Origin of the sequence: Epilithonimonas sp., assembly GCF_032055105.1 — a bacterium.
In the GTDB taxonomy this organism is placed as follows: domain Bacteria; phylum Bacteroidota; class Bacteroidia; order Flavobacteriales; family Weeksellaceae; genus Epilithonimonas.
The window spans coordinates 1-26887 of record NZ_DAMBRK010000025.1; the positions used below are offsets into that span (position 1 = coordinate 1).

26 protein-coding genes and 1 other RNA gene are annotated in these 26887 nt (G+C 33.7%); 13 read left to right on the top strand and 14 right to left on the bottom strand.

The genetic code is table 11. The features are described from left to right. Positions 1-125: 125 nt before the first annotated feature. On the bottom strand, positions 126-590 hold the full coding sequence (locus RTY06_RS15255; protein ID WP_312825832.1) for a thioredoxin family protein: 465 nt from the start codon (positions 588-590) through the stop codon (positions 126-128). A gap of 263 nt (positions 591-853) precedes the next feature. After that, positions 854-2746 (bottom strand): molecular chaperone DnaK, encoded by a 1893-nt coding sequence (gene dnaK, locus RTY06_RS15260; RefSeq protein ID WP_312825833.1) that lies wholly within the window; start codon positions 2744-2746, stop codon positions 854-856. 213 nt (positions 2747-2959) lie between these two features. Here dnaK and ppk1 point away from each other — a divergent pair, with 213 nt between their 5' ends. From ppk1 to RTY06_RS15275, 3 genes are all read left to right on the top strand, one after another. Next, positions 2960-5029, top strand: coding sequence for a polyphosphate kinase 1 (ppk1, locus tag RTY06_RS15265; protein ID WP_312825834.1), 2070 nt, complete (start codon positions 2960-2962; stop codon positions 5027-5029). Between the two features lie 39 nt (positions 5030-5068). Continuing rightward, positions 5069-5953 (top strand): exopolyphosphatase, encoded by an 885-nt coding sequence (locus tag RTY06_RS15270; protein WP_312825835.1) that lies wholly within the window; start codon positions 5069-5071, stop codon positions 5951-5953. Between the two features lie 139 nt (positions 5954-6092). Continuing rightward, positions 6093-7112 (top strand): LLM class flavin-dependent oxidoreductase, encoded by a 1020-nt coding sequence (locus RTY06_RS15275; protein ID WP_312825836.1) that lies wholly within the window; start codon positions 6093-6095, stop codon positions 7110-7112. A 136-nt stretch (positions 7113-7248) separates the two neighbouring features. Here the strand turns inward: RTY06_RS15275 and RTY06_RS15280 are convergent, their stop codons facing one another. From RTY06_RS15280 to lpxB, 3 genes are all read right to left on the bottom strand, one after another. Then, the gene (locus RTY06_RS15280; RefSeq protein ID WP_312825857.1) at positions 7249-8850 is read right to left on the bottom strand and encodes a ComEC/Rec2 family competence protein; all 1602 of its coding nucleotides are present in this window, start codon (positions 8848-8850) and stop codon (positions 7249-7251) included. A 311-nt stretch (positions 8851-9161) separates the two neighbouring features. Further along, positions 9162-9617, bottom strand: a complete 456-nt coding sequence (locus RTY06_RS15285; RefSeq protein ID WP_312825837.1) for a DUF1569 domain-containing protein — start codon at positions 9615-9617, stop codon at positions 9162-9164. Then, positions 9617-10723 (bottom strand): lipid-A-disaccharide synthase, encoded by a 1107-nt coding sequence (lpxB, locus tag RTY06_RS15290; RefSeq protein ID WP_312825838.1) that lies wholly within the window; start codon positions 10721-10723, stop codon positions 9617-9619. Before lpxB ends, RTY06_RS15285 begins: the two co-directional genes overlap by 1 nt. Before the next feature lie 269 nt (positions 10724-10992). Here lpxB and RTY06_RS15295 point away from each other — a divergent pair, with 269 nt between their 5' ends. The 3 genes from RTY06_RS15295 to RTY06_RS15305 all read left to right on the top strand — a co-directional run bounded on the left by RTY06_RS15295 (position 10993) and on the right by RTY06_RS15305 (position 12810). Then, positions 10993-11493, top strand: a complete 501-nt coding sequence (locus RTY06_RS15295; RefSeq protein WP_312825839.1) for a DUF2480 family protein — start codon at positions 10993-10995, stop codon at positions 11491-11493. 87 nt (positions 11494-11580) lie between these two features. Further along, the gene (locus RTY06_RS15300) at positions 11581-12051 is read left to right on the top strand and encodes a nucleoside deaminase (RefSeq protein WP_312825840.1); all 471 of its coding nucleotides are present in this window, start codon (positions 11581-11583) and stop codon (positions 12049-12051) included. Positions 12052-12156: 105 nt separating this feature from the next. Then, positions 12157-12810 carry a DUF937 domain-containing protein gene (locus tag RTY06_RS15305; protein WP_312825841.1) on the top strand — a complete coding sequence of 218 codons (654 nt, stop codon included), beginning with the start codon at positions 12157-12159 and terminating at the stop codon, positions 12808-12810. A 51-nt stretch (positions 12811-12861) separates the two neighbouring features. Here the strand turns inward: RTY06_RS15305 and RTY06_RS15310 are convergent, their stop codons facing one another. Next, positions 12862-13047, bottom strand: coding sequence for a 30S ribosomal protein THX (locus RTY06_RS15310; protein WP_312825842.1), 186 nt, complete (start codon positions 13045-13047; stop codon positions 12862-12864). Between the two features lie 329 nt (positions 13048-13376). Between RTY06_RS15310 and aspS the strand changes: the two genes are divergently transcribed. Next, positions 13377-15131 carry an aspartate--tRNA ligase gene (aspS, locus tag RTY06_RS15315; RefSeq protein WP_312825843.1) on the top strand — a complete coding sequence of 585 codons (1755 nt, stop codon included), beginning with the start codon at positions 13377-13379 and terminating at the stop codon, positions 15129-15131. Positions 15132-15163: 32 nt separating this feature from the next. After that, positions 15164-17317, top strand: coding sequence for a hypothetical protein (locus tag RTY06_RS15320; RefSeq protein WP_312825844.1), 2154 nt, complete (start codon positions 15164-15166; stop codon positions 17315-17317). Position 17318: 1 nt separating this feature from the next. Here RTY06_RS15320 and RTY06_RS15325 read toward each other — a convergent pair whose 3' ends face one another. Continuing rightward, positions 17319-18230 (bottom strand): cupin-like domain-containing protein, encoded by a 912-nt coding sequence (locus RTY06_RS15325; protein ID WP_312825845.1) that lies wholly within the window; start codon positions 18228-18230, stop codon positions 17319-17321. Positions 18231-18307: 77 nt separating this feature from the next. Beyond that, a complete protein-coding gene (locus RTY06_RS15330; RefSeq protein ID WP_312825846.1) occupies positions 18308-19036 on the bottom strand; it encodes an SDR family NAD(P)-dependent oxidoreductase in 729 nt (242 codons plus the stop codon). A 146-nt stretch (positions 19037-19182) separates the two neighbouring features. Here RTY06_RS15330 and aroC point away from each other — a divergent pair, with 146 nt between their 5' ends. Genes aroC through RTY06_RS15350 form a run of 4 tightly spaced genes read left to right on the top strand, consistent with a single transcriptional unit; the run spans position 19183 to position 22154 of the window. Next, positions 19183-20244 (top strand): chorismate synthase, encoded by a 1062-nt coding sequence (aroC, locus tag RTY06_RS15335; RefSeq protein WP_312825847.1) that lies wholly within the window; start codon positions 19183-19185, stop codon positions 20242-20244. Next, entirely contained in the window at positions 20244-20810 is a 567-nt protein-coding gene (locus RTY06_RS15340; RefSeq protein WP_312825848.1) for a thioredoxin family protein, read from the top strand. The genes aroC and RTY06_RS15340 overlap by 1 nt, the downstream gene beginning before the upstream one ends. A gap of 12 nt (positions 20811-20822) precedes the next feature. Next, complete coding sequence (locus RTY06_RS15345; RefSeq protein WP_312825849.1) at positions 20823-21584, top strand: hypothetical protein; 762 nt, start codon at positions 20823-20825, stop codon at positions 21582-21584. A 12-nt stretch (positions 21585-21596) separates the two neighbouring features. Then, positions 21597-22154 carry a TlpA disulfide reductase family protein gene (locus tag RTY06_RS15350; protein WP_312825850.1) on the top strand — a complete coding sequence of 186 codons (558 nt, stop codon included), beginning with the start codon at positions 21597-21599 and terminating at the stop codon, positions 22152-22154. A gap of 79 nt (positions 22155-22233) precedes the next feature. On the opposite strand, the gene yajC is transcribed toward RTY06_RS15350, so the two are convergent. From yajC to RTY06_RS15375, 5 genes are all read right to left on the bottom strand, one after another. Next, entirely contained in the window at positions 22234-22563 is a 330-nt protein-coding gene (gene yajC / locus RTY06_RS15355; protein WP_312825851.1) for a preprotein translocase subunit YajC, read from the bottom strand. Between the two features lie 4 nt (positions 22564-22567). Further along, positions 22568-23068 carry a DUF1573 domain-containing protein gene (locus RTY06_RS15360; RefSeq protein WP_312825852.1) on the bottom strand — a complete coding sequence of 167 codons (501 nt, stop codon included), beginning with the start codon at positions 23066-23068 and terminating at the stop codon, positions 22568-22570. A gap of 70 nt (positions 23069-23138) precedes the next feature. Next, positions 23139-24044 carry a transcription antitermination protein NusB gene (locus RTY06_RS15365; RefSeq protein WP_312825853.1) on the bottom strand — a complete coding sequence of 302 codons (906 nt, stop codon included), beginning with the start codon at positions 24042-24044 and terminating at the stop codon, positions 23139-23141. Positions 24045-24124: 80 nt separating this feature from the next. Next, a complete protein-coding gene (locus RTY06_RS15370) occupies positions 24125-24811 on the bottom strand; it encodes a beta-carotene 15,15'-monooxygenase (protein WP_312825854.1) in 687 nt (228 codons plus the stop codon). Continuing rightward, positions 24804-25298, bottom strand: coding sequence for an RNA polymerase sigma factor (locus RTY06_RS15375; RefSeq protein WP_312825855.1), 495 nt, complete (start codon positions 25296-25298; stop codon positions 24804-24806). The genes RTY06_RS15370 and RTY06_RS15375 overlap by 8 nt, the downstream gene beginning before the upstream one ends. A gap of 94 nt (positions 25299-25392) precedes the next feature. On the opposite strand from RTY06_RS15375, the gene rnpB reads away from it, so the two are divergent. Next, positions 25393-25689, top strand: an RNA gene (gene rnpB / locus RTY06_RS15380) — RNase P RNA component class A. On the opposite strand, the gene RTY06_RS15385 is transcribed toward rnpB, so the two are convergent. Continuing rightward, a complete protein-coding gene (locus RTY06_RS15385) occupies positions 25684-26739 on the bottom strand; it encodes a hypothetical protein (RefSeq protein WP_312825856.1) in 1056 nt (351 codons plus the stop codon). The genes rnpB and RTY06_RS15385 overlap by 6 nt on opposite strands. Between the last annotated feature and the right edge of the window lie 148 nt (positions 26740-26887).

Below are 26887 nucleotides of genomic sequence, written 5' to 3' on the forward strand. Positions count from 1 at the left end.
CTCTTTCCTATCAAAATATTATTTAATTTTGTCTAAACTTTTGGGTGCAGTCTAGCTTTCACTTGGGGATTACTTTTAATTTTTCTTTACGAAAACCTGTTCTATATTTTGGAGTTCGTTTTTATTCAGATGGGAGGTTTTCTCAAGTTTTCAAGGAACGAAGCCACTTCCTCTTTAGAAGCAGGCGAGCCAATATTCTCACCTTTATCATCAAAAGAATCTGCCAACACTTCTCCTTTTGGACTTAGCATCAACCAAAATGGCAGTCCGGCAGTTTCTCCTTTATATTTGTTCATCAATTCCTGTCCGCCAGGATTTTCCAACTTTTTCTTTTCTCCACGTTCCTGAACATCTACATAAGCTGTCACATAACTTTTATAGAAAAGAGGTTTTGTAGTGGGGAGATTCATATTCTTTTCCATCAGTTTGCACCAGCCACACCAAGAAGCATGAAATACCAAAAGAACATTTTTATTTTCTGTCTTAGCTTGCGTAAGCGCTTTATTTAGAACGACATCTGCTTTCTCTTGAGCCAATCCAAATTGCATGGCGAACAAAGCGATGACGATAATCAATTTTGAAATCTTCAATAATAATATATTTAGTGTAAACGTATTTAATAATGATTTATCTTCAATAAAAAAACCCAGCCGAAGCTGGGTAAAAACTAATAACCATGAAAACTCAAATTAAACATGAGAATCGCTTCAATTGGTAGCAAAAACCAAACCACGCGGTCTTAATTTTATCACAACAAATGTTATAATTGTGTTAAAATTAAACTTTTTTTCCAATGAAAAAAAATCCCCAAGCTTTCACTTGAGGATTCATTTATTGCCTGACTCTCTGAATCTTATTTTACCTCTTCGAAGTCTGCATCTTGTACATCTTCTGCACCGTTTGCTTGACCTTGAGACTGTCCTGCATCTGCACCTTGAGCTTGCTGTCCAGCTGCATACATTTCTTCTGAAGCGGCCATCCAAGCTGCGTCTAGAGCTTCGGTTTTGGCTTTTACATCATCTCCGTTTTTAGCTTCGAAAGCGGTTTTCAATTCTGCGTGAGCAGTTTCGATAGCTGCTTTTTTGTCTGCAGACAATTTATCACCGAATTCTTTCAATTGCTTTTCAGTTTGGAAGATCAATCCGTCAGCTTTGTTGAAGATTTCAACTTCTTCTTTTTTCTTAGCATCAGCAGAAGCGTTCTCTTCAGCTTCACGCTTCATTCTTTCAATTTCTTCATCAGAAAGACCTGAAGATGCTTGGATTTTGATAGATTGCTCTTTACCAGTTCCTTTATCTTTAGCAGAAACGCTCAAGATACCGTTGGCATCGATATCGAAAGTTACTTCAATTTGAGGAACTCCTCTTGGCGCTGGTGGAATATCTGTAAGATCGAATTTACCTATTTCTTTATTGTCGTTGAACATTGGTCTTTCACCTTGTCCTACTCTAATGCTTACTGCAGGTTGGTTGTCAGAAGCTGTAGAGAATACTTCAGATTTTTTCGTTGGAATGGTAGTGTTTGCATCAATTAATTTTGTGAAAACAGAACCCATTGTTTCGATACCTAAAGAAAGTGGTGTAACATCTAATAAAAGAACGTCTTTTACATCACCTGTTAAAACTCCACCTTGGATTGCAGCTCCAATTGCTACTACTTCGTCTGGGTTTACTCCTTTTGAAGGTTTTTTACCAAAGAATTTTTCAACTTCTTCTTGGATAATTGGGATTCTTGTAGAACCTCCAACCAAGATTACCTCGTCGATATCAGAAGTAGATAAACCTGCATCTTTCAATGCTTTTGCAACTGGCTCCATAGAACGTCTTACTAGATCTGCAGATAATTGCTCAAATTTAGCTTTAGTTAAAGTCTTCACTAAGTGTTTAGGACCTGAAGCTGTAGCTGTAATATAAGGAAGGTTGATTTCAGTTTGAGGAGAAGAAGACAACTCTATTTTTGCTTTTTCAGCTGCTTCTTTCAATCTTTGTAATGCGATTGCATCAGACTTCAAGTCAACACCTTCTTCAGCTTTGAATTCGTCTGCCATCCAATTGATGATTACATCATCAAAATCATCACCTCCTAAGTGAGTATCTCCGTTTGTAGACAATACTTCGAAAACGCCGTCTCCTAAATCAAGGATTGAAATATCAAAAGTACCACCTCCTAAATCGTAAACTGCAATTTTTTGGTCTTTGTGAGCTTTATCCATTCCATAAGCCAAGGCTGCTGCTGTAGGCTCGTTGATGATTCTTTCTACTTTAAGACCTGCGATTTCTCCAGCTTCTTTTGTAGCTTGTCTTTGAGCATCGTTGAAATAAGCGGGAACTGTGATTACCGCTCTTGTTACTTCTTGACCAAGATAATCTTCAGCAGTTTTCTTCATTTTCTGAAGTGTCATTGCAGAAATCTCTTGTGGTGTATATTCTCTGTCGTCGATTTTTACTTTTACAGTATCGTTTGGTCCAGAAACTACTTCGTAAGGTACTCTAGAAATTTCCTCAGCATCTTCTTTGAAGTGAGTTCCAATAAATCTTTTGATTGAATAAACCGTTTTCTTTGGATTAGTTACGGCTTGTCTTTTTGCAGGATCACCTACTTTTCTTTCACCATCTTCTGTAAACGCTACAATAGAAGGCGTTGTTCTTTTACCTTCTGCATTAGGGATAACGACAGCATCTTTACCTTCCATTACTGCAACGCAAGAGTTGGTTGTACCTAAGTCAATTCCGATTATTTTACTCATTTTTATATGTTATTTTTTGTTATTATTAATTATTTACACTCAGCAATTCTCAATATTTATACCACGACATAAAAAGTGACAAATTGTCATTTATAAATATTAAAAAATAGTTGACAATTCAGAAACATAAGACAGATTGGGAACTTTGTAGTTTGCGCACCACAAATTATTCCAATGGATTTTACTAATTTTGAGATTATCAAAAACCCTATAATGGCACAAGAATTTAATCCGCGCGACATCACTTGGTTAGGCTTCAACGCTAGAGTTCTTCAGGAAGCAATGGACAAGAGCGTCCCTATACATCTCAGAATCAGATTTCTTGGAATTTTCTCTAATAATCTAGACGAGTTTTTCCGAGTTAGAGTGGCAGGATTGAAACGTGCAATGGACTTCAAACAAAAAGTTTTGGCAGAGTCTTTTTATGATGCGCCTTCCAAAATTTTACAGAAAATAAATAAGCTTGTCATCAATCAACAAGAGGATTTTGACAAAACTTGGAAAGATGTTCAGCGCGAAATGGCGAAAGAAAAGGTTTTCATAAAAGACCACAAACATCTTACCGAGGATCAAAAACAATTTGTTGTCAAATATTTTGATGAAGAAGTAGAATCCAACGTGATTCCGATTTTGCTCCACGACAATAAACCACTTCCTTATCTGCGGGAAAAAAGTCTTTTCATCGGTATTGCAATGCGAAGAAAAGAATGGCAATACGAAAGTCAATATGCTTTTATAGAAGTTCCTGTAACCGCAAACGGAAGATTTGTTTTGTTACCGACAGAAAATCCGGAGCAAAAAGATGTGATGCTTTTGGAAGATGTCATTATTTATAATCTTCCGCATATTTTCTCGTATTTTGGTTATGATGATTTTACAGCGCATTGTTTCAAAGTGACAAAAGATGCTGAGTTTGATCTCGATAATGATATCAAAACAACCTTAGCCGACAAAATCGAAAAAGGCATCAAAAGCCGACGAAAAGGAAAACCAACACGTTTTGTCTTTGATAAAGAAATGGACAAAGCATTGCTGGAATTCTTGATTAAAAAACTAAATCTCACTAAAAAAGACAGCATTATTCCGGGACAGAAGATTCATAACTTCAGACATTTTATGGATTTTCCTGATGTTTTCAAAGCTTATCAAAAGCCTGTTGAGAGAACATCTTTCATTCATCCTGAATTTGCTAACAAACAAAGAGTCACAGATGTCATCATTAAAAAAGATGTTTTGCTGACTTTCCCTTATCATTCTTACGATTCGGTGATTGATTTGCTGAGAGAGTCTGCGATGGACCCAGATGTGAAATCTATCCAAATTACAGCTTACAGATTAGCTTCCAGTTCCAAAATCGTGAATGCTTTGATTAATGCTGTTCGAAACGGAAAAGAAGTAACGGTAATGCTAGAATTGCGAGCGAGATTTGATGAAGAAAATAACCTTGGCTGGAAAGACAGATTGGAATTGGAAGGCGTAAAAGTTCTCGTCGGAATTCCGAATAAAAAAGTACACGCCAAATTGTGCGTCATCAAGAAAAGAGTTAATAATAGAACGATTCAGTACGGTTTTGTGAGCACAGGAAACTTCAATGAAAAAACGGCCAAAATCTATGGAGACCATTTATTAATGACCTCCAACAGAGCAATAATGGCAGACATTAATAAAGTATTCAATGTTCTAAATAAACCAAAAGCTGACCCGACCACGATTTTGAAAACATGTAAAAGTCTGATGGTTTGTCCTCAGTTTATGCGAGAAAGAATCATTGCTCATATCGATAAAGAAATCGAAGAAGCCAAAGCAGGAAGAAAAGCTGAAATGATTATTAAAGTCAATTCCTTAAGTGATAAGACATTAATTCTGAAACTTTACGAAGCAGCCAATGCAGGTGTTGACACCAAAATGATTGTAAGAGGAATCTATTGCGCTGTGAATCAAAAAAGCTTCAAGAAGAAAATCCACGCTATCAGTATCGTTGACGAATATCTGGAACACGCCAGAGTAATGTATTTCTATAACAAAGGTGCAGAAAATATGTACATCTCTTCTGCCGATTGGATGACAAGAAACTTGGACTACAGAATAGAAGCCGCCGTTCCAATTCTTCAGAAAAACCTTAAAAAAGAGTTGAAAGAACTTCTGGAACTCCAGCTTCAGGATAATGTAAAAGCGAGAATCCTAGATAAAAACCTGCGAAACGAATATGTAGAATCTGATAAAAAACAAGAAAACAGGTCGCAGATAGAAACTTATAAATATCTCAAAAATCAGAAATATTAATAATTCACTAATTTTATCCTTTAATTCGTCTCAAGAAAAATGATAATTGCCGCTATAGACATAGGCAGTAATGCCGCAAGATTACTAATCAATGAAGTTAAAGAAACCCGAGGGAAAACAGAATTTACAAAGTTGAATCTTCTGAGAATCCCGCTCAGGCTTGGTTTTGATGTTTTTAGCAAAGGTGAAATCGGTCCGGAAAGAAAGCAGATGGTCATTAATACAATGAAAATCTTCAGTCAATTGATGGCGATGTACAAAGTGGAACATTACCGAGCTTGTGCAACCAGCGCAATGCGTGATGCGAAAAACGGACAAGAAATCATCGAGATTGTAAAAGAACAAGCCGACATCAATATAGAAATCATTACCGGAGACGAAGAAGCAACATTGATTTACGAAAATCACGTTGCGGAAGGACTTGATAAAAATTTCGCTTATCTGTATGTTGATGTTGGAGGTGGTTCTACTGAATTGACTTTCTATGAGAATGACAAGATGAAGTACGAGCATTCCTTCAACATTGGAACAATCAGATTGCTTAATGGTTTGGTAACCCCAAATGTTTGGGAGGAAATGAAATACGAAATCAAAGATAAAATCAAGAGTAAAAAGCCCGTTGTAGCAATTGGTTCCGGCGGAAACATCAATAAAATCTTCTCTCTCAGCAAAACCAAAGACGGCAAAGCAATGCCTGTTTCTGCTATCAAAAAATACTTGAAAGAGATGCAAAACCTTTCAGTTGAAGAAAGAATGCAACTTTACCAAATCCGAGAAGACCGCGCCGACGTTCTGGTTCCGGCTCTTCAAATCTTCAATAATGTGATGAGCTGGGCAGAAATCAAACATATCTATGTCCCGAAAATCTCTGTTGCAGATGGTTTAATCCATAATATCTATACCAAGGTAATTTCTAAAAAATAATTTCAGCCTCAGATTATTCTGGGGCTTTTTGATTTTAAATGATATTTCGAATTTTTATAATGATTTCATAATTATCCTACATCAATGCGAACCCAACTATGAAGTCGTAAATTTGTTTCATTAAAAAATTGAGACTATTATGGAATTAGGAATTGGGATGTTTGGAGATGTTGCTCTAGACACAAAAACCGGAAAATACAGAGACGCCAGCATAAAACTTAACGAAATTCTTGAGCAAGTAAAATTGATGGATCAAGTTGGTCTGGATGTTTTCGCAATGGGAGAACATCACCGCGCAGATTATGCCGTTTCGTCTCCCGAGATTCTTTTGGCTGCTGCTGCAAGTATTACTAATAATATCAAATTAGCAAGTGGTGTAACGGTTCTAAGTTCATCTGAACCTGTGAAAGTTTATGAAGATTTTTCGATGATTGATTTGATTTCAAAAGGTCGTGCAGAGATTTTTGTTGGACGAGGAAGCTTCATCGAATCTTTTCCTTTGTACGGTTACGATTTGTCAGACTACAATCAACTTTTTGAAGAAAAACTGGACTTATTATTGAAAATCAATAACGAAGAAAATGTAAGCTGGAGCGGAATCCTTAGAAGACCGATGGAGAATCAAACAGTTTATCCAAGAGCTTTTAACAACGGTGTTTTACCCATTTGGATTGCTGTTGGTGGAACTCCGGAATCTGTTTTGAGAGCGGCGAAGTTAGGTTTACCATTGATCGTAGCCATCATTGGTGGAATGCCGAGACAATTCAAAAACCTTATCGAGTTTTACAAACAGGAATATCTGAGAGCCGGACACGACGAAAGTAAAATGCAGATCGCCATCCATTCTCATACTTTTGTGAGCGATGACCAAAATGTGATTGACCAATATTTCTTCAATTATAAATCTCAGATGGACAGAATCGGCAGAACCCGAGGTTGGGCACCCTACACCAAAGACCAATACGAAGGCGGAAGAAGCAAAGACGGTGCACTCTTCATCGGAAGCACCAATGAAGTGGCAGACAAAATTGCTGAAATGAAAGAATTATTTGGCTTAACAAGATTCATCGGACATATGGATGTGGGCGATCCTGCTCACGATGTAATGTTGAAATCCATTGAGTTGTTCGGAGAGAAAGTAGCTCCAATCGTAAGATAAAACAATATGATTTTTTCAATAAAACCCTTTCAGGATTTCAAATTCTGGAAGGTTTTTTTTGTTTTTCACCAAAGTATTGGTGCTTTGGAAATTTCGACAGATAAGAGGATTCCGAAATAATAAATTCATCATTAGACTATTTTAACTCAAATTTATCCCCCTGATAAACAAAATATTGAGAATCAGCAGGAATATAATTGATTTTAAAATCTTTTATCCGTCTCGAAGTCAAATAAGGCTTGATGACAAAATCTCGAATCTTGTCTTCATTTTTATTCTTCTTCATCCAAAAAACAAGTTGGTTTTTATCTTTTATACTCACGATTTTTTCTTTGTAAAAACTGTGAACCAGCATTTCTTCTTTATCATATTGATGAATATTAATTGTAGTTCTAACTGCAAAAAACGCTAGAAGACAAAATCCAAACCTCATCAAGTTCTTCGGGTTTAAAATATCTTTAATTAAAAACTTTAGAAAATAAATTGCCAATAAGAGAATTCCTAACTCTAAAATATTTAGCGAAATATTTTTATTCATTAAAGATTCAAAGCCAGAAAACCAATGAATCAATTTTAAAATATACTCAACAAAATCATCAAAACCCTGATACAAAAATGAAATATTACTCAATCCGAAAGCAATCAAAACTACAATCAACAAAGAAGAAACAATAATAATTTCAGATAACGGAATAATCAAAAGGTTTGCAATAATCGAAACAAAAGAAAACTGATGAAAATAATAAATTGCTAATGGCAAAGTCGCAATCTGCGCCGCAAAAGTCATTGAAGAGATTTCATAGCAGAATTTTTCTACTTGATATTTCGGCTTCCTGAAAAGATTTTTAATTGGATTCGTCAGCCACCAAATTCCCAAAACTGCTACATAACTCAACTGAAAGCCGACATCAAACAACTGATTGCTATCGACAATCAAAAGTATAAAAGCCGACAACGCCAAAGAGTGCAACAAGTCTGATTTCCGTTGCAACAAAACCATTATATAATAACACGTAATCATCAAACAGCTTCGCATCACAGAACTTCCGTAATCTATAAAAACGGCAAAAATCCAGATCAATATTAAGCTAAGTACAATTGCAATTTTCTTAAATTTTAATGGTACTATTTGATTAAAAACAAACAATGTAATCCAGAAAATAATCACCATATGCGAACCAGAAATCGCCAAAAGATGTGTTAAACCTGTTTGATTGAAATCTTTAACCGTTTCTCCATCCATCTCGGTTCTATCCGACAAAATAATTCCTTTCAAAAATTCCTGAATCTTTGGAGACAATGAAGAATGATTGATTTGATTGAGAACATCCAATCGTTTTTGCTTGATTTTATCTTCAAATGTAATGGATGACTTTTCAATTTTCTGAATATCATTCGGGAGGTAAGCTTGGAAATAAACGTCTTGTCTTGCGAGATATTTTCTATAATCGAATTGAAAATCGTTTTTGATTTCTTCCGGTTGATGAATGTAAACTTCGGCTTTATAATAATGTTTAAAATCCAAAGCCTCGACATCTTTTGGAATACTAATAACTGTTTTAAAGGGTAAATTTTCTCTTTGTTTTAAGTCTGAAATCTGTAGAATGTCAACATAATATTTTCTGTTCTTTTCATTAGAATTGAGTTTTTTATCTAATTGAAAAATAATCGTTTCCTTTTCTTTTAAAGTCGGAGTTTTTGGTTGTTCAGAATTTTGAAAATGAACAAAAAGTCCGATTGAGAAAAAGAAAAATCATAGAAGATAATATTTGATTTTTTGAAAAAAAACAGTTTTTATAAAGATTGAAATTAATGAAACCCCAGAAAAAATTAAAATCAGGCAAACAAACAACCTATCCAAAACAAGAAATTCCTGAAGAAGAATTCCGGCTATAAAAGAAAGAAGTAAAATGAGTAGAGGTTGTTTATTCATCTGTAATTTAGGTGTTTTCTGGCTAGAATTCTAAACAACATTACACTTCATAAAACAAAACCAGATTGAATTGTAAAATACTGAGAATAAAGTTAATAAATAATTTTTAACTGGTATTACTTTTTCAAAATATCATCAATAATTTTCAAATGATGATTGGTATGAAGACCTAAAAATCTAAGTGTAGTTTTTTTATCAAAATCTCCAAGAAAAGGATGTGTAATAAAAGATTTTGCGGGCAAATTTTGCGTGTTGACTAATCTTTCTTTAGCAAGTTTTAAAAGTTTTTCGATACTTTCTTTGGTTGGCGCTTCTTGTGGAATGAATTGTTTTGGCGCTCTTATTTTCCCTCTCGGAATCATTCCAAAATTAAGAAATACAAACTTCTTGATACTGAATTTCGGTTTGTAATCTTGAGGATTGGTCATGGTCAAACCTTTCAGACTCCCGTTGATAATCAAAAGCGAATGTTCCAAATGCCAGCCAACTGATGCTTTGGAAATATTTTCATTCGTTACATTAATCTTTGGCAAAAGAGATTTTATTGTTTGTAATAATTTTTCTAATTCCATTATTTCAGATTTACAATGAGTTCAGCCGCATTTTGACTCGCTCCGCTTCCACCTAATTTTGTTCTTAGAATTTCGTAATCATTCAGAACCTCATCTCTTTTTTTTGTGTTGAGAATTTTGTTAAGTTCTTCAACGAGATTTTTAGTATTCAATTCGTTTTGGATGAGTTCTGTTACAACTTCTTTGTCCATTATCAGATTGACGAGAGAAATATATTTGATATTCTTTATTAATCGTTTTCCGATTTCATAAGAAATTCTGCTTCCTTTGTAGCAAACCACTTCGGGAATATTGAGCAAAGCCGTTTCTAAAGTTGCCGTTCCCGACGTTACCAAAGCGGCTTTGGAACATCTCAGCAAATCATAAGTTCTGTTAGAAACGAAATGGACATCGTCATCCACAAACTGCTCATAAAAATCTTTATCAAGACTTGGAGCTCCGGCAATTACGAATTGATAATCCGGAAAATCATTTCTTACAGATAACATTGTTTCCAGCATTTTAGAAACTTCTTGTTTTCTGGAACCCGGTAAAAGTGCTATGATTTCTTTATCGTTAAGATGATTTTCCTTTTTGAATTCCTGAATATCAATTGGTGGCAAACCTTCGATGGCGTCAAGAAGCGGATGTCCAACAAAATGAGCTTCGACCTGATGTTTCTTGTAAAAATTATTCTCGAATGGAAGAATCACAAGCATCTCATCGACGTATTTTTTAATCGTTTCAACGCGACCTTCTTTCCAAGCCCAAAGCTGAGGCGAAATATAATAAACAACTCTAATTCCCAATTCTTTCGCAAACTTCGCAATCCTCAAATTGAATCCGGGATAATCAACCAAAATCAGAACATCCGGCTTATTTTCCAAGATATCTTTTTTACAGAATTTGATATTATTGAGAATGGTTTTCAGATTCTGAACCACTTCCAAAAAACCCATAAAAGCCAAATCACGATAATGTTTGACCAAAGTTCCACCTTGTTTCTGCATCAAGTCTCCACCCCAAAAACGAAAATCTGCGTTTTGGTCTTTTTGTTTGATGGCTTTCATTAAGTTGGAAGCGTGCAAATCGCCTGAAGCTTCGCCTGCTATGATGTAATATTTCAAGGTTTCTGGGTTTTAGATTTTGAAAGTCTTTTCGATAGATAAATCTAAAGAAGTTTTCCGTTCAAAATAATTAACTTTGAACAAAAATAAGTCATTTTGGTTTATTAGGATTGGGAAATTTCTACTTGTCGGAAAAATTTGATTTTACAGACAAAATCCCTAGCCCCGATAGTAGTGGAAATCCTTTTGCTTTTTTTTCACATATGAAAAAGCAAAAGATTGCAACGGATAGCGGGAAATAGCTCCTAAAAAATATTAGAATTTAGAAAATGGAAGAAATAGTAAATAAAGTTGCAAACAGCGGATTGGTGAATTTTGATATTTCTGACCTTGTTCCGAAAGGGAAACGTTTGGGAATCGATATCAAGGATTTTCTTTGGGAAGGAATGATTCTGAGGGAAAAAGATTTCCGTGAGAAAATTAAAAATATTGATGAGGAAATTTATAGAGACGCTTATGTTTACATCTATTGTTCTGAGGATGTGATTATTCCGCTTTGGGCTTATTTTCTGATTACTTCAAAAATTACTGACTCTGCGAAGAAAATTGTTTTCGGAAATAGAGAAGATTTGGAAGTTCTATTGATGCATAATGCGATTCAGACTTATGATTTTTCTGAATTGAAAGATAAACGTGTTCTTGTGAAAGGTTGCAGTGATGAGTTTATCCCTAATAATGCTTATGTGGAATTGGTAGAACAATTGAAACCACTAGTGAAATCGCTGATGTTTGGTGAAGCGTGCAGTAATGTTCCAATTTTTAAGAATTAAGTTTACACTCTTATAAAGTTTTTTTATACCTTTATTTTCTGCTTTTTTTGGAAGCAGATTTTTTTTGTTGAAAAATTAAAGAAAACTATGTTATACAGAGAAGAATTTATGAGGAGGGCAATTGCGTGCTCTTGTGAAAACATAAAATTAGGAGGAGGCCCTTTTGGAGCTGTAATTGTGAAAGACGGAAAAATCATTGCGGAAGGCGCCAACAAAGTGACCATTAATAATGATCCTACAGCTCATGCTGAGGTGATGGCCATTAGGAATGCGGCTACTTATCTTAATGATTTTAACTTATCTGGTTGCGAGATATATACTTCTTGCGAACCTTGCCCTATGTGTCTTAGCGCTATCTATTGGGCAAGATTGGACAAAATCTGGTACGCTAATACTAAAACTGATGCAAAAGATATCGGTTTTGATGATTCTTTTATTTATGATGAAGTACAGCTTCCTATGGAAAAAAGAGCTATTCCAATTAAACAATTATTAAGAGATGAAGGTCTAGAAGCTTTTAAACAGTGGGAAGAAAAGGATGATAAAACGGAATACTGATAAGATTATATTCTAAAGTCTAAAAAAATATTAATTATTTATCCGAAATCCAAAACTTGTAATCTTATTTTTTATCTTTGATTCAAACATTTAAAAACATAAATTATGAGTCTATTAGACCTTATCACGGGAAGCGCTGGAAATCAAGTTGCTGAACAAGCTGAAAACAAATTCGGAATCAGCAAAAATCAAATTATTGCTTTATTAGTTGTAGCTGCACCTTTGGTTATTAGCTATCTGAAAAAGAAATCAGAAAATGCTGACGAAGCAGACAAACTGAATGCAACGCTCGACAAACATCACGACGGAAGCATCTTGAACAACCCCGCTCAAGCTCTTGACAGAGAACAAGAAGGAAACTCGATCCTTGACCATATTTTTGGAGGAAACAAAGCGAATGTAGAAAATCAATTATCTGCAAACACAGGAATTTCTATGGACAAAATCGGTCCGGTTTTGGCGACTTTGGCTCCTGTAATTATGGGTTATATTGGTCAGCAGAAGCAAGCGAGCAATGTAACTTCTGGCGGTGGACTTGGAGATTTGTTAGGTGGAATTCTTGGAAGTTCTGCACAAGAAGCTCAGGCTTCTAATAATCCATTAAGCGATATTTTAGGAAGTGTTATAGGTGGAGCAACTCAATCTTCTGGCGGAGGTTTGGGTGATATTTTAGGAAGTGTTCTTGGTGGAGGAAATCAGCAACAACAATCTCAACAAGGTGGACTTGGTGGATTGCTGGGAAGCATTTTTGGAAAATAAATTCCTAATAAAAATATGAAAGTCGTCTCATTTTTAACGAGACGGCTTTTTTTATTCTTCAGCAGATTTTTTCGCTTTTTCAGCTTTTGGTTTCGCTGGTTTTGGCTTTGGTTCTGCTTTCGCCTTTACAGATTTTTCTACAACTACTACAGATTTCGAAGCTTTTCTCGGTCTTGTTTTGCCGTAGCTTCCACGTACTCTTTTTCCTCTGGTAGATTTTTGGTCACCTTTCCCCATAATAATTAAGTATTTGATTATTACGAATTTATGAATTAATTTTTAATTAGCCAATACTTTGGGCGTATCCCTCTCCTACGCTTATCCCTCAACTCGGGTCGGGCTATCCGTTCCTATCTTTTCCTGTTCTTAGGAACAGAAAAAGGATATCCACTACTATCACTCACGCGCTGCGCCAAGATTCAACCTTTGACATCAAGAAATTTTACATTTATATAAAAAGATTTATATAAATATATAGAAGTTTTTAGGTAATCTCTATCTTTGCACTCTGAAATTAGGCTACTAAATGTCTAATATCTAAAGTCTAACATCTAACATCTAAAAAAATGTTCCGTACACACACAAACGGCGAATTGACGCTGGCAAATCTGAATGAAAAAGTAACACTTTCCGGTTGGGTTCAAACCATCCGTGACAAAGGTTTTATGATTTGGGTCGATTTGCGAGATCGTTACGGAATTACGCAATTGGTTTTGGACGAGGAAAGAAGTTCAAAAGAATTGTTGGAATCAGCTAAAAAATTAGGTCGCGAATTTGTGATTCAGGTAGAAGGAACCGTTATCGAGCGTGCTTCCAAAAACCCAAAAATCCCAACCGGTGACATCGAAATTTTGGTTTCTGATTTAAAAATATTAAATGCTTCTGAACTTCCTCCTTTCACTATCGAAGACGAAACCGACGGTGGAGAAGAGTTGAGAATGAAATACAGATATCTGGATATCAGAAGAAATCCTGTAAAAGACAAACTAATTTTCCGTCACAAAATGGCGCAGAAAGTGAGAAATTATCTTTCTGACAATGGCTTCATCGAAGTTGAAACGCCAGTTTTGATTAAATCAACTCCGGAAGGCGCGAGAGATTTCGTTGTTCCAAGCAGAATGAATCCAGGGCAATTTTACGCTTTGCCACAATCGCCACAGACTTTCAAACAATTGTTGATGGTTGGTGGAATGGACAGATATTTCCAAATTGTGAAGTGTTTCCGTGATGAGGATTTGCGTGCTGACAGACAACCGGAATTCACCCAAATCGATTGCGAAATGGCCTTCGTAGAACAAGAAGACATTATGAATGTTTTCGAAGGAATGACGAAAACTTTATTGAAAGATATTACCGGAAATGATTTCGAAACTTTCCCAAGAATGACTTTTGCTGATGCAATGCAGAAATATGGGAACGACAAACCGGACATCCGTTTCGGAATGGAATTCGTGGAACTGAATGAATTGGTTAAAGGAAAAGATTTCAAAATATTTGATGATTCAGAATTGGTTGTTGGGATTAACGTTGAAGGAATCGCAGATTATACAAGAAAACAAATCGATGAATTAATTGATTGGGTAAAACGTCCGCAAATTGGAGCAACAGGAATGGTTTGGATTAAATTCCAGAACGACGGTGTTGTAACTTCATCGGTTAACAAATTCTATTCTGAAGAAGATTTGAAGAAAATCGCTGAGAAATTTGGTGCAAAAGCTGGAGATTTGATGTTCTTAATGAGCGGAAATGCGGATAAAGTGAGAACTCAGCTTTCAGCTTTGAGAATGGAATTAGGAAATCGTCTTGGTTTAAGAAAAGGAAATGAATTTGCTCCACTTTGGGTTGTAGATTTCCCATTATTGGAATTTGATGAAGAATCTGGAAGATACCACGCAATGCACCATCCATTCACTTCTCCGAAAACCGAAGATTTCCATCTATTAGAATCTGACCCAGGAAAAGTAAGAGCCAACGCTTACGATTTAGTTCTTAACGGAAACGAAATCGGTGGTGGTTCTATCAGAATTTTTGATAAAGATTTACAATCCAAAATGTTTGACTTGTTAGGATTCTCAAAAGAAGAAGCAGAAGCGCAATTCGGATTCTTGATGAACGCTTTCAAATATGGAGCTCCTCCGCATGGCGGATTAGCTTTCGGATTCGATAGATTAGTTGCAATCTTGGACGGAAACGAAGTGATTAGAGATTACATCGCATTCCCGAAAAATAATTCAGGAAGAGATGTGATGATTGATGCACCTGCACCGATTCATCAGGAACAACTTACAGAACTGGAATTGAAATTAGATTTAAAATCATAAATTAGAAGCGAGAATTATTTCTCGCTTTTTTTATGAAAAAACTGATTCCATTTTTACTCTTATTGATTGTCAATTTTTATAATTGTCAATTTTTAGAGCAATATTCACAAAGTAAAATTTTTAAGTTAAAAAAAAATCTTGAAACAGGTCAAAAAAATGCGTTTTATGAATTAGCTCCTTTTCTTGACAGTCATAAAAAACTTGCAGAATTTTTAGGTTATCATTATTTAGAAACAGAAGAACGTATTTTAGCGAAACGAGCTATTATTGAAAATTCAATTTTTCTTCCTCAAGAAATTATAATTGATAGTATTAATTCAAAACAATTCTTAGATTTTTTAAAGAAGAATAATCGTAAAATAAAATATTCTACAGAAATTGAAACTTTTTATATTACGCCTATTGACCAAAGAAAAGAGTCTGTAGGGTTTAGAGAACTTCCAAAAGCAAAGATTGAAAAATTAATTAATAGAAAATCTGAAATACTAAAGCAAGATTGGGTTAAAAATAAAAATATTGATTTACTAATTAAGCAAAACAACTCTGAAAGCCTTCTAAGGATTTCTGAAGAATTTTACAAAAAAAGGGATAAGTTTAATTTTTACAATAATAACAAGGAAGACTTTTTTGATTTATTAAAAATTTTAACCCGAAAAGATATTGGTTCCATTGGCAGGAATAATTCTTTGTCTTGGGATACTAAAGATTATAATTTTGATAACAATTCTGTACTTAATCTATTAATTTATTTTTCAAAAAATTATAAAAATTTCGTTTGGAATAATTCCGAAAATTGCTTTGTAAATCAATCTTTGAAATCAGAGAGTATTGATTCAATTTCTGATTTATTTGAAGATTTATACAATGAAAATAATACAATTGCTTTAAATGCTTTTATAAAATTATCTCAAAATAATCCTGATAGAGTCAATGAATTAGCCAAAGAAAAAGATAAAATTTTTCTTGAAAGAACAAATGACTCAATTCCAATGTTTCCTTTTCGATTCTTAATGCAACTTTCTCTATTTACAGAATATTGCAAACAAAACAACATTGATTTTTTTGGAAACGAAAGATTAAGTCAAACCCTTGAAAAGTTAAGTTCAAAATTATCTTTTTTCGAAAGGAAAAAACTTGAAAACGAATTAGTCGAAAGCATAAAGCCTGAAGACATTACGCCTTTGGAATATTGGACTCTCATCTATCAAAAGAAATTAAATCTACAAGAATCTGTTTCTAGAATCTTAGATATTTATTACTCTAAAAACTGGAATGATATTTTAAATAACAACCTGCAATTAAGTTTATATTTAAAAAAATCTTTGCTCTTCGGCAGAATCGGCATCAATGGAAACCTTAATTATTATATTTATAAATTCATTGATAATGGTCCAGAAACAGTTGAAATTTTAAATAATATAAAAACTGATGACAAAAATTCAGAGTTTCAAATCAATCGTGCAAAAAAACTTTGCTTACAAAAATTTGATTATCCAATTGATGATAAAAAAATAACCAACGCCAATTTTAACAGTCAAAAATTAAACATACAAGAGGAAGTCGATAAAATAAGAATTACCTCAAAAGATGAAGATGATTTTGAATATAATATTTTGAATTTATTCTCAAAAATTGGTTATTCTCAAATCCCCGAAGCGATTAAAGTTACAGATAAAATCAAATTTAAAAATGGAAGTTTCAGAGACAAATATTCTTTTTTGGAAAGAGATTTTGGGTTTATCGGCATTGATAATTGGAGTTCAGAAGAAGTTAGAAAAGATTTTCTCTCTGTTTATAATTCTCATACAGAAACTCAGGTTTATCAATATTATTTGGACAAATACGGCATAGATTATAAAAATAAGGACAGAAGCCTTAATTATGATAAAATCTATGAAATTCTAAAATTTAATATTGTAAATCCTTATACAGGGAGTAACATCAAAGAAAATGAAGTTGGAGCAATAATTAAAATTTTAGAATTGAACCAGAAAACGACATTAGGATACCCTGACAAGCTTTGCAATTCTGCAGGAATATATATTTGTCCGCCAACTGATAGAGCTTGGGAGTGGCAAAAATATCTGAATGATAATAAACTATTAAAACAAAAACATTATGATGTTGTTTCATTTAATTATGGTTATTATTTAGATAAGGTTTTACAATACAAATCGCTTAAATAACTCAAAAATGTATCGGAATATCAGGAATATCATCCAGAATATGTCTTCCTTCGATTTTGTCAATGGCGTTTTGCGCTCTTTTTTTCGCCACTGAAACTTTATAATCGAACCATTTTTCTTTGAAAAGTCTTCTCATCAAGTTATCAAAATGCCTTGTAAATACAAGATTTCTAAATCCTCGCCATTTTTCAATCAATTTCGATGGTAACGCTCTTACCGAAATAGAAAATCCTTCAGTTTCATATTGGATAAAATGCCACCAGCCAGAAGGCATATAAAGTGTTTCGCCAGGTTTCAGAACAGCTTCGTAACCTTTGAGATATTTCAATCCCGGGAATTGTTCCGGAGTGGAAGTTTTAAGATTGGCAATACTATGAAAATTGTAAGGTAATTTGTAAAGTAAATCAGATTGATTAAGCGGAAACAGCCAAACTCTTTTAATTCCTTGATATTGTGTCAAAAAAACGTGTGACATATCGATATCAACGTGATTTCGTGTATTGGAACCTTCTCCTCCGAAAAACATAAATGGCAACCAATGCAGAACTTTCCCCTTTGTAATATCTCTGTACAAAATATCTTTTTTGAGTTCCGGTTTTATGGTGAGCAGATTAAAAAGAAACAAACGATATTCTGTTGCCTTGTTGGAAATGAGGTCAAGATATTCTGCAAAAGTCATTTTGGCAATTGGTTTGCTGGCAGCTCTGTTGAGAGAATGGATTTCTCCGCCATAAACATCCACTTCTTTCTCTCCTGCAATTTCTTTGAAATAGTCATAATTCCACTTTTGAAATGCATCACTCTTAGAATCAACAAAATCTTCTAAAATAACCGGAATATTCCGTTTCATATATTGAGAAACAAATTGGTCCGAAGTAAGATTATTGACTTTATCTAATGATTTCAGTTCCATTAAAAATGATTTTAAAAGAACAAATCTATTAAAATAATTCAATTCATACTAAAATAATATGAATTAAAATTTTCGTATTAAGGCAATTTAGAAACCAAAAATTCTGGTGATAATTTCAGAATCCAATAGATGATTTTCCATTTCCAGTTAGGAACAATCTCGAATGAGTTTCCAGCTTCAGTGATAAACTTAGCAACATAATCCGGTTCCATAATCAGATTTTTATTAAGTTCTAATCCAGCGTTGATTTTTGTATTAATATAACCGATAACCAAAACATTGACTACAATTTTTCTTGAGGTTAATTCTTGTCGAAGTCCAGCCAAATACTGTGTGAAAGCAGATTTTGTACTGCCATAAACAAAATTACTTTTACGACCGCGAACACCTGATAACGATGATAATCCAATAATTCTTTCTAAATTTTGATTTGATTGGTCTGTCGCAATAATATTAAGAATGGAAACAGCACCGATGTAATTCGTTTTCATCATTTCAAATGTTCCTTCGAAATTTCTTAATGCTTCCTGATTTTCAACCAAAAATCCTGCAGAGTAAACTACAATATTCGGTTTTACGGGCAATTCATCATAGAAATATTGATGAGAAGAAAAGTCAGTAGAATCAAAATATTTAATCTCAAATTTTGATTGATTAAGATGATTTTCATCAGCAAAATTCTGCAGAGAATTTAGATTTCTGGAAGCGAGAATCACGAAATAGCCTTTATCAATGTAAAGTTTGGCCGCTTGTTTTGCAACATCCGAATTGGCACCGAGAATCAGAACAGTTTTATGAGTATTCATTTTGTAAAGATAGACTTTCAGATTATAGACTGATAGAGAATAGACTGGGAAATTATTCAAAAAATAAGTTTTTAATCAGTAAATTTGTAACAATAGTATCGGATTAAAATCTATCATCTATCCGTCTATTATCTAATTTCTCATTTATGTATAATGTTTTAGGAAACTTTTTAACGCTTTCTTCGTTTGGCGAAAGTCACGGAGAAGCTTATGGCGGAATTATTACCAATTTTCCGGCTGGTCTGGAAATCGATTTAGAGAAAGTTCAACTTGAGCTTGACCGTAGAAAACCGGGACAATCGGCAATCGTTACTCAACGAAAAGAAAGTGACACAGTTCGATTTTTATCCGGAATCTTTGATGGAAAATCGACAGGAACTCCAATTGGCTTCATTGTAGAAAATGAAAACCAGCGTTCCAAAGATTACGACCATATCGCTCAGGCTTATCGTCCAAGTCACGCCGATTATACTTACGACCAAAAATTTGGAATCCGAGATTATCGTGGTGGAGGGAAATCGTCTGCTCGTGAAACTCTGAATTGGGTTGTTGCAGGAGCTTTAGCAAAACAATTTTTACCTGAGATTGAAATCAATGCTTATGTTTCTTCGGTTGGAGAAATCTTCTGTGAGAAACCTTATCAGGATTTGGATTTTTCTAAAACCGAAAGCAATATCGTTCGTTGTCCGGATGAGGAAACTGCAGAAAAGATGATTGAAAGAATCAAGGAAATCAAAAAAGAAGGCAACACCATTGGTGGAACTGTAACTTGTGTTATCAAAAATGTTCCGACTGGATTAGGTGAACCAATTTTCAATAAACTCCACGCAGAATTAGGAAAAGCAATGTTGAATATCAATGCCTGCAAAGGTTTTGAATATGGAAGTGGTTTCTGTGGCGCAAAAATGACAGGGAAGGAACACAACGACCTTTTCAATCAAGATGGGACGACACAATCCAATCTTTCCGGTGGAATTCAAGGTGGAATCTCCAACGGAATGGATATCTATTTCCGAGTAGCTTTCAAACCTGTTGCTACTATTCTTCGTCCACAGGAAAGTATCAATAAAGATGGTGAATCTGTTACTGTTGAAGGTAAAGGAAGACACGATCCTTGCGTAGTTCCTCGAGCTGTTCCTATCGTGGAAAGTCTTGCCGCTTTTGTTTTGGCAGATATGTTTTTAATTAATAAAACCAGAAAAATATAATGGACATCAAACAATATTGGGAAAACGCAGTTTCTTATACCGAATATCTTCGTGATGCCGGAGAAAGATTAGGAAATCCAAAAGATACTCAAGAAGCTGATTATGCAGAATATTATCGATTAGGAATTCAAAGAATGAACAGAATGACGGAAAAATATCTTCCGAATTCTGAACAAGTTGAAACTTTAGCTAAGAAAAAATTCAATGGAAAAATATTGATTATTTCTGAATCTTGGTGTGGTGATGCAAGTCAGGTGATTCCTGTTGTTGTGAAATTTTTTGAACAATTTGAAGTTAAAATTTCTTATCGTGACCAAGAACCAAGCTTGATTGAAAGCTATTTAACCAATGGTGGAAAATCTATTCCGATTGTTATTTTTCTGGATGAAGAATTTAATGAAATTGCGCATTGGGGACCAAGACCAAAACACGGAACTGAACTTCTTAATAAACATAAAGCCAATCCTGAAGAATTTCCTAAAGAAAAATTTTATGTAGAATTGCAGACTTATTATGCAAAAAACAGAGGTTTTGATACGATTGAGGAACTTTTAGAATTACTTTAAATCTTAATTCCGATGAAACCATTAAAATTATCTTTCCTTATTCTATTTTGTTTTTCTAATTTTCTTCTTGCTCAAGTTGGAAATCTGGAAAAAACAGAAAGTTATTTTATTGAAAAATATAATAAGATGACAAGCGAAGATGATTTTGATTCAAAGGCTAATTTATCGCTTGATTTTTTTGAGACTTTTAAAAATTTCTTATCAAAAAATGACAAAAGTTTCACTTACAATTTCGAAAAGATAAAGAAAGACGTTGGAATGAACGTCGTAACTTCCAAAGACGGCAATTTAAGATTCTATACTTGGGATACGGAAATGGGTGGAACGATGAAGAATTTTGCAGAGATTATTCAGTTTAAATCCAACGGAAAAATTAATACCATTTCGAATAGTTCTGAGAGCGATGCTTATTTTGTTTCGAAAATATTTGATGTTAATCTTAATAATAAAAAGTATTATTTGGTTATTTCGAATGGAATTTTTTCTACAAAAGATGCTTCGCAGGCCATTCAAGCATATAGAATTGATAATGGAAAATTGATTGATTCTGATAAAATATTCAAAACCAAGAAACAAACTTTGAACAGAATCGAATCTCAGTTTGATTTTTTCAGTGTTGTTGACAGACCAGAAAGACCTTTGGAATTAATTACATTTGACGAAAAGACCAATTCGATTTTTATTCCTCTTGTGAATGATAAAGGAGAAGTTTCTACGAAAAGATTAGTTTATCAAAAGAAAGGTAACTATTTCGAATACAAAGGCATCCAATAAATTTATAACTAAATGAACTTCATTAAAAAAAACATAATATACATTCTTATCATTGTAATTGTTTCAGCTTTTGCTTTGATAAAACCGCTTCGTGATTTTATTTCGGAGCAGATTGCAATGAGTCCGACTGTTGCTAAAATCAATGATGAAACAACACTTTCTGACGAAGTTTTGAACATCGATTTGAAAGGAATTAACACAAGTAGTACAAACCTAAAAAACCTACGAGGAAAAGTTCTTTTCCTGAATTTTTGGGGAACTTGGTGTCCGCCTTGCAGAACGGAATGGCCAACAATTGAAAAACTTTATCAATTGAAAAAAGATAAAATGGAATTTGCACTGATTGCAATGCAAGACCAAGAGGAAGATGTGAAAAAATTCTTGAAAGAAAATAATTATACCGCTCCGGTTTATATTGCAGAAAGTCCGCTTGACCCAAAAGTTTTGCCGGTTGCTTTTCCTACAACGTATCTGATTGGAAAAGATGGAAGAATCCTTAAGAAAGAAGATAGCTCAATGGATTGGAGCAAGGATTCGGTTTTGGAATTTATTGATAATGTGACGAAGTGATGAATCTTTCATTCGAAGATAAAAGAAAATCCCTGAATTAATTGATTCAGGGATTTTTATGTTTAAGAATAATTTTAAATTATTTCTTTTTCTCTACTCCAAAAGTTTCCGGAAATCTTGCGATTGTGAAATCTCTAGAGATAGCCGCTTTCTCAAACTTAAGTTTTCCGCTCAAAGTTTCTAAAACTACACCATCTTCTGTAATAGAAAAAATAGTTCCGTGCATACCAGAAGTTGTAACAACTTTTGCACCTGGTTTTAGCGCTTCTTGGAAAGATTTTTCCTGCTTCTGCTTTTTCATCTGTGGACGAATCATTAGGAAATAAAATCCTGCGAACATCAATCCAATCATGATTAAAGTTGGTGTCATAGACTGTGCGGGAGCCGCTTGTAAAAATACTGTCAACATAATATTATGGTATAACGTTACCTGAGAATGTTAATTTAACCGGTGCTTTTTCAACATTCAAGAAAACATCAGCTGCCTTGTAGATTGCTCCGTCAAAGTTTGTAGAATCGAAGTGCAAAGTGATTTTACCTTTTTGCCCTGGCAAGATTGGTTCTTTTGTATAATCAGGAACTGTACATCCACAGCCTGGTTTTACGTTAGAAATAATCAATGGATTAGTTCCTGTGTTAGTTACTTCGTAAACGTGTTCTACTTTTTCACCTTTTTTGATGTCGCCAAAGTTATGGTCAATTTCACCGAATGCAATTGTAGTCAGAGGTTTGCTTTGAGCTTCTTTTACCAAAGCCGCATCATCTGGATTAGCAGATTCTTGAGAAATAGCCTCTACAACTGTAGTCGCAGAATCTACACCAGGAACGTGATCTAGTGTACTTTCTTCTTTTTTGTTACAGGAAAAAGCAAGTGTGCAAAGTGCAGCTATTGCTAATATTTTAATTGATTTCATATGTAAATATTATTTTTTTTAATTGTCATATGTTATCGCTTAAGGCGATTTCATATAAATTATTTTAAAATTATATTCTGTTTAAATCTTTGGTATATTTATCTAAAATTCCGTTGATAAAGACATTTGACTTTTCGGTTCCGTAAACTTTTGAAATATCAATATACTCATTAATGATAATTCTGGAAGCCGTTAATGGAAAATTGTCAAGTTCTGTAATAGCTGCGATTAAAACAATTCTGTCTATAAGAGAAATCCTTTCCAATTCCCAATTGACAAGACGTTCTTGTAATTTTTTTTCAGATTCTTCCCAATTGTTAAGAGCAGCTCTTAGAAGTTTTTTTGCAAACTGTTCATCTTCTTCATCTTTGAGCATTTTGATAAGTGTGTGGGAAGGTTCATCTTCTTTCATAAAACCAATGGTTTTCTGAATCATAGAGTTGGAAATGTGTAAATCATCTGCCCAAGACATTTCTTTTTCTTCGAATCTATCATGCAAATCACTATTTTCTGCAACATATCTAAGGAAAAGTTTACCAATGAATTTTTGATCATCTTCGAAAGACAATTCTCCATCCTCCATATAATCCTGATAACGTTTCCCAGTCTTGATACGTTGAAAAGTTTTAACTAAAATTGAATCGTTGGAATCCCAAATAAGATCTTTATGTCTGCTGGAGAAACTTTTTCTTTCTTCATTATTTTCTAACTGAATTAAGATTTGGTTTCTAACTAATTTTTGGTTGGGGTTCTCGTCCTCGTTAGTTTTGATATATTTGCTTTTCCCAATTTCTATCTGATCCTCTGCCAAACTCTTCAAACCAACCATAAAGTTGAGTGTGTAGATGTACAAATTATAGATTTTATTGATTTCAGAGAAAAGGTTTTTCTCAACAGCTTCAAACCTAATCGGGTTTTGGTAATAAGAATAGAGTGATTCTACAATTTTTTCGCGGATTTGTCTTCTTCCCAGCATTTCAAAGATCTTTTATTGGGTGCAAAGATAAGGAAAATGTTGCAAATCATAATCTTATGAGATACAAACTTCTATGATATTTATTGGACTTTTTCAGAATCTATTTTCTTCAACTGTTTAAGGTTCACAGACAGTCTTTTCAAAATAATACCATAAGCAATTCTATAGTAAAGCAAAATGATAATAATACAAATTAAAAGACTGAAAATCACGCCTGTTATTAACCCCCAAAATGTTGGATTATCGATATGGATATTTTGTTTTTGAATAGTGAAAATAATAAAGCTAATAAAACTCCCTATGAACAAAAAAAGTAAAATAATGTTACAAAAAATGAACAAATTAACCGCTTTTTTGAAATCTAAAATATGAATAATGAATTTTTTGAGATTAGACTCTATGTTAATTTTCTTATAATTTCTATAGAAAATAACAACGAATACTCCTGTAATCAAAAGACTTGCAATCTTCATAAAAGTATAAATCTTGTCTAATGAAAACTCAACTTCGTTCTGATTTCTAATCTGAAGTCTATTTAAAATACTAGTAAAATCTGTATGAAAACTACTTGAGAATAATGCTACAAAATTTATGATTCCGAAAATAACGAATTCAGCAATACTAATCCAAAGAATGTATTTCACATAATTTCTGGATTTTCTGTTCAGCATCACTTCAATTTCATCCTGATTATATCCATCAGAAATCGTCTGGTCTTGCCACGTTTTTTTCAACGAGTCTATATCAAAGTCTTCTGAGTTAGGCATGCTTTATCATTAATTCTTTTAATGTTTTCTTTAATCTATTCATTTTCACACGAGCATTAACTTCTGTAATCCCCAATGTGTCCGCAATCTCTTTATAAGGTTCATCATCCAGATACATCATTACAATCGCTCTTTCTACATCTGGCAACATCTTGATAACCTTGTATAACAAAGAAATCTGCTGTTGTTTTTCATCAGAATCTTCTAAAAAATTCTTGCTGTGAAAATCCTGCAATTCATCGGTCTGAGGTTGCCTTGTTTTTTTTCTGAATAATGTAATTGCAGTATTAAGTGCTACTCTGTACATCCAAGTGGAAATCTTGGAGTTCCCTTGAAATGAGTCGTAGGATTTCCAAAGTTGTAACACAATCTCCTGAAAAAGGTCTTCTTGGTCTTCAGCGGAATGGGTATAAAGGCGTGAGACTTTGATAATAAGTCCCTGATTATCCTTTATTAATTTAGAAAACTCTTTCTGTTTATTCTCCATTCCAAGGACGAAGATAAGAATTTATAATACTAAATATGAATAGTTTCATATACATAGAGTATAGAATTATTAATAATTAAGTATTTTTGCCAACTGAGAAGCGTGGCTTGTTGATCCGAATTCATTTTTGGGTAGGAAAGTCCGGACACCATAGGGCAGTATAGCGGATAACATCCGTCATTTGTGAAAATAGGACAAGTGCAACAGAAAGCAAGTACAGTTCGGCTGTAGTGAAACCAGGTAAACTCTATACGGTGCAATACCAAGTATATCATCAGTCAAGGTCGGCTCGGCCATTGATGAGGGGTAGGTAGCAAAAGTTTTGCAGTAATGTAAAATGCAGATAAATAACAAGCTTCAACAGAATCCGGCTTATAGCGCTTCTCTATTTTTTTATTTGGGAATGTTGGTAATTTTTAATGATAAAATTAATTCCTGTTTCCAATATTTCTCCCATACTTTTACACCTTTTGAATTGAGAATTGTAAGTCAGCTTTTGAAGAGAAGTACTTAATTCTTCTATTTTATCAGGTGTAGAAATATTATCCATCTTCATAATTTCTATCAAATCCTTATATCGCTGATTACTTGTCAGAACTCTTTTAGCAATTGCAGACCTTACTTCTTTTCTGTATTGTTCTACAGAATTAGGTTTGAGTTTTTCATTAACGAGTTCAACCATTTTAATATTCTCTTTAAAATATTGAGGAATGTAAATCTTGAGTTGCCCTTCATAACTCTGTTGGTCAAAATCGATTGCTCTAATTCTGTAAACAACTTGGTCAAAATCGTGAATAGGAATCACAACATAATTGTATGAACGCATATCTCCCAATAAACCAATCATACATCTTTCATTGAATTTTACAAATTCTTTTGCAATTTGAGCTTTTTCAAGTTCGGTGCAATCTGATAAATAATTTTCGATAAAAACATCGCCCGGAATTCCAAGAATGTGTTCTTCAATCAAAGTATCTTTATAAACAAGAAAATTGATCCTATTCGGTGAAAAAATATCTTCAAACTCTAATCCGTAAATTCTGGAAGCATCAGATTTCTTGATATAAAAATTGGTATAATTATCATTAAGTATATTTCTGACTCTAATTTTAAAAGGCTTAGAGTTTCCAAACGTGCAAAAATGAATAGAGTCAACTTTTAAAAATGGTAAAGTTTCTTCATCACCATCCGAATGTAGAAGTGTATAGATTTTATTAAGACTAGCTTCTATTTCCAAATATTCAAATTCAGGATAGAAAACATCCAGCCAATAAGTATCCTTCTCATCTTTATCAAAAAGAGTAGTGTAACCTGAGAATCTCAAAAGGTCATCATAGAATATTTTAATTTGAGTAGTTTTATTATTCTTCTCAAGATATTCTTCTAATAAATTTCCAATAGGATAAATAGGTTTTCTAAATTCAATTTTTACATCTTTCATTTGAGTTGATATGAATAACTAAAATACGTAAAAAATAGATTTATAAAATAAAGTTTAGCGCAAAAAAAACCTCAATCATTTATTTGATTGAGGTTAAAAAAAACTGGCGGCGACCTACTCTCCCGCTTTCGCAGTACCATCGGCGCTA

Excerpts from the sequence above, each read along its gene's own strand:
- dnaK (WP_312825833.1), bottom strand. The coding sequence starts at position 2,746 with ATGAGTAAAATAATCGGAATTGACTTAGGTACAACCAACTCTTGCGTT.
- ppk1 (WP_312825834.1), top strand. The coding sequence starts at position 2,960 with ATGGCACAAGAATTTAATCCGCGCGACATCACTTGGTTAGGCTTCAAC.
- RTY06_RS15270 (WP_312825835.1), top strand. The coding sequence starts at position 5,069 with ATGATAATTGCCGCTATAGACATAGGCAGTAATGCCGCAAGATTACTA.
- RTY06_RS15275 (WP_312825836.1), top strand. The coding sequence starts at position 6,093 with ATGGAATTAGGAATTGGGATGTTTGGAGATGTTGCTCTAGACACAAAA.
- RTY06_RS15285 (WP_312825837.1), bottom strand. The coding sequence starts at position 9,617 with ATGGAATTAGAAAAATTATTACAAACAATAAAATCTCTTTTGCCAAAG.
- RTY06_RS15295 (WP_312825839.1), top strand. The coding sequence starts at position 10,993 with ATGGAAGAAATAGTAAATAAAGTTGCAAACAGCGGATTGGTGAATTTT.
- RTY06_RS15300 (WP_312825840.1), top strand. The coding sequence starts at position 11,581 with ATGTTATACAGAGAAGAATTTATGAGGAGGGCAATTGCGTGCTCTTGT.
- RTY06_RS15305 (WP_312825841.1), top strand. The coding sequence starts at position 12,157 with ATGAGTCTATTAGACCTTATCACGGGAAGCGCTGGAAATCAAGTTGCT.
- RTY06_RS15310 (WP_312825842.1), bottom strand. The coding sequence starts at position 13,047 with ATGGGGAAAGGTGACCAAAAATCTACCAGAGGAAAAAGAGTACGTGGA.
- aspS (WP_312825843.1), top strand. The coding sequence starts at position 13,377 with ATGTTCCGTACACACACAAACGGCGAATTGACGCTGGCAAATCTGAAT.
- RTY06_RS15320 (WP_312825844.1), top strand. The coding sequence starts at position 15,164 with ATGAAAAAACTGATTCCATTTTTACTCTTATTGATTGTCAATTTTTAT.
- RTY06_RS15325 (WP_312825845.1), bottom strand. The coding sequence starts at position 18,230 with ATGGAACTGAAATCATTAGATAAAGTCAATAATCTTACTTCGGACCAA.
- RTY06_RS15330 (WP_312825846.1), bottom strand. The coding sequence starts at position 19,036 with ATGAATACTCATAAAACTGTTCTGATTCTCGGTGCCAATTCGGATGTT.
- aroC (WP_312825847.1), top strand. The coding sequence starts at position 19,183 with ATGTATAATGTTTTAGGAAACTTTTTAACGCTTTCTTCGTTTGGCGAA.
- RTY06_RS15340 (WP_312825848.1), top strand. The coding sequence starts at position 20,244 with ATGGACATCAAACAATATTGGGAAAACGCAGTTTCTTATACCGAATAT.
- RTY06_RS15345 (WP_312825849.1), top strand. The coding sequence starts at position 20,823 with ATGAAACCATTAAAATTATCTTTCCTTATTCTATTTTGTTTTTCTAAT.
- RTY06_RS15350 (WP_312825850.1), top strand. The coding sequence starts at position 21,597 with ATGAACTTCATTAAAAAAAACATAATATACATTCTTATCATTGTAATT.
- yajC (WP_312825851.1), bottom strand. The coding sequence starts at position 22,563 with ATGTTGACAGTATTTTTACAAGCGGCTCCCGCACAGTCTATGACACCA.
- RTY06_RS15360 (WP_312825852.1), bottom strand. The coding sequence starts at position 23,068 with ATGAAATCAATTAAAATATTAGCAATAGCTGCACTTTGCACACTTGCT.
- RTY06_RS15365 (WP_312825853.1), bottom strand. The coding sequence starts at position 24,044 with ATGCTGGGAAGAAGACAAATCCGCGAAAAAATTGTAGAATCACTCTAT.
- RTY06_RS15370 (WP_312825854.1), bottom strand. The coding sequence starts at position 24,811 with ATGCCTAACTCAGAAGACTTTGATATAGACTCGTTGAAAAAAACGTGG.
- RTY06_RS15375 (WP_312825855.1), bottom strand. The coding sequence starts at position 25,298 with ATGGAGAATAAACAGAAAGAGTTTTCTAAATTAATAAAGGATAATCAG.
- RTY06_RS15385 (WP_312825856.1), bottom strand. The coding sequence starts at position 26,739 with ATGAAAGATGTAAAAATTGAATTTAGAAAACCTATTTATCCTATTGGA.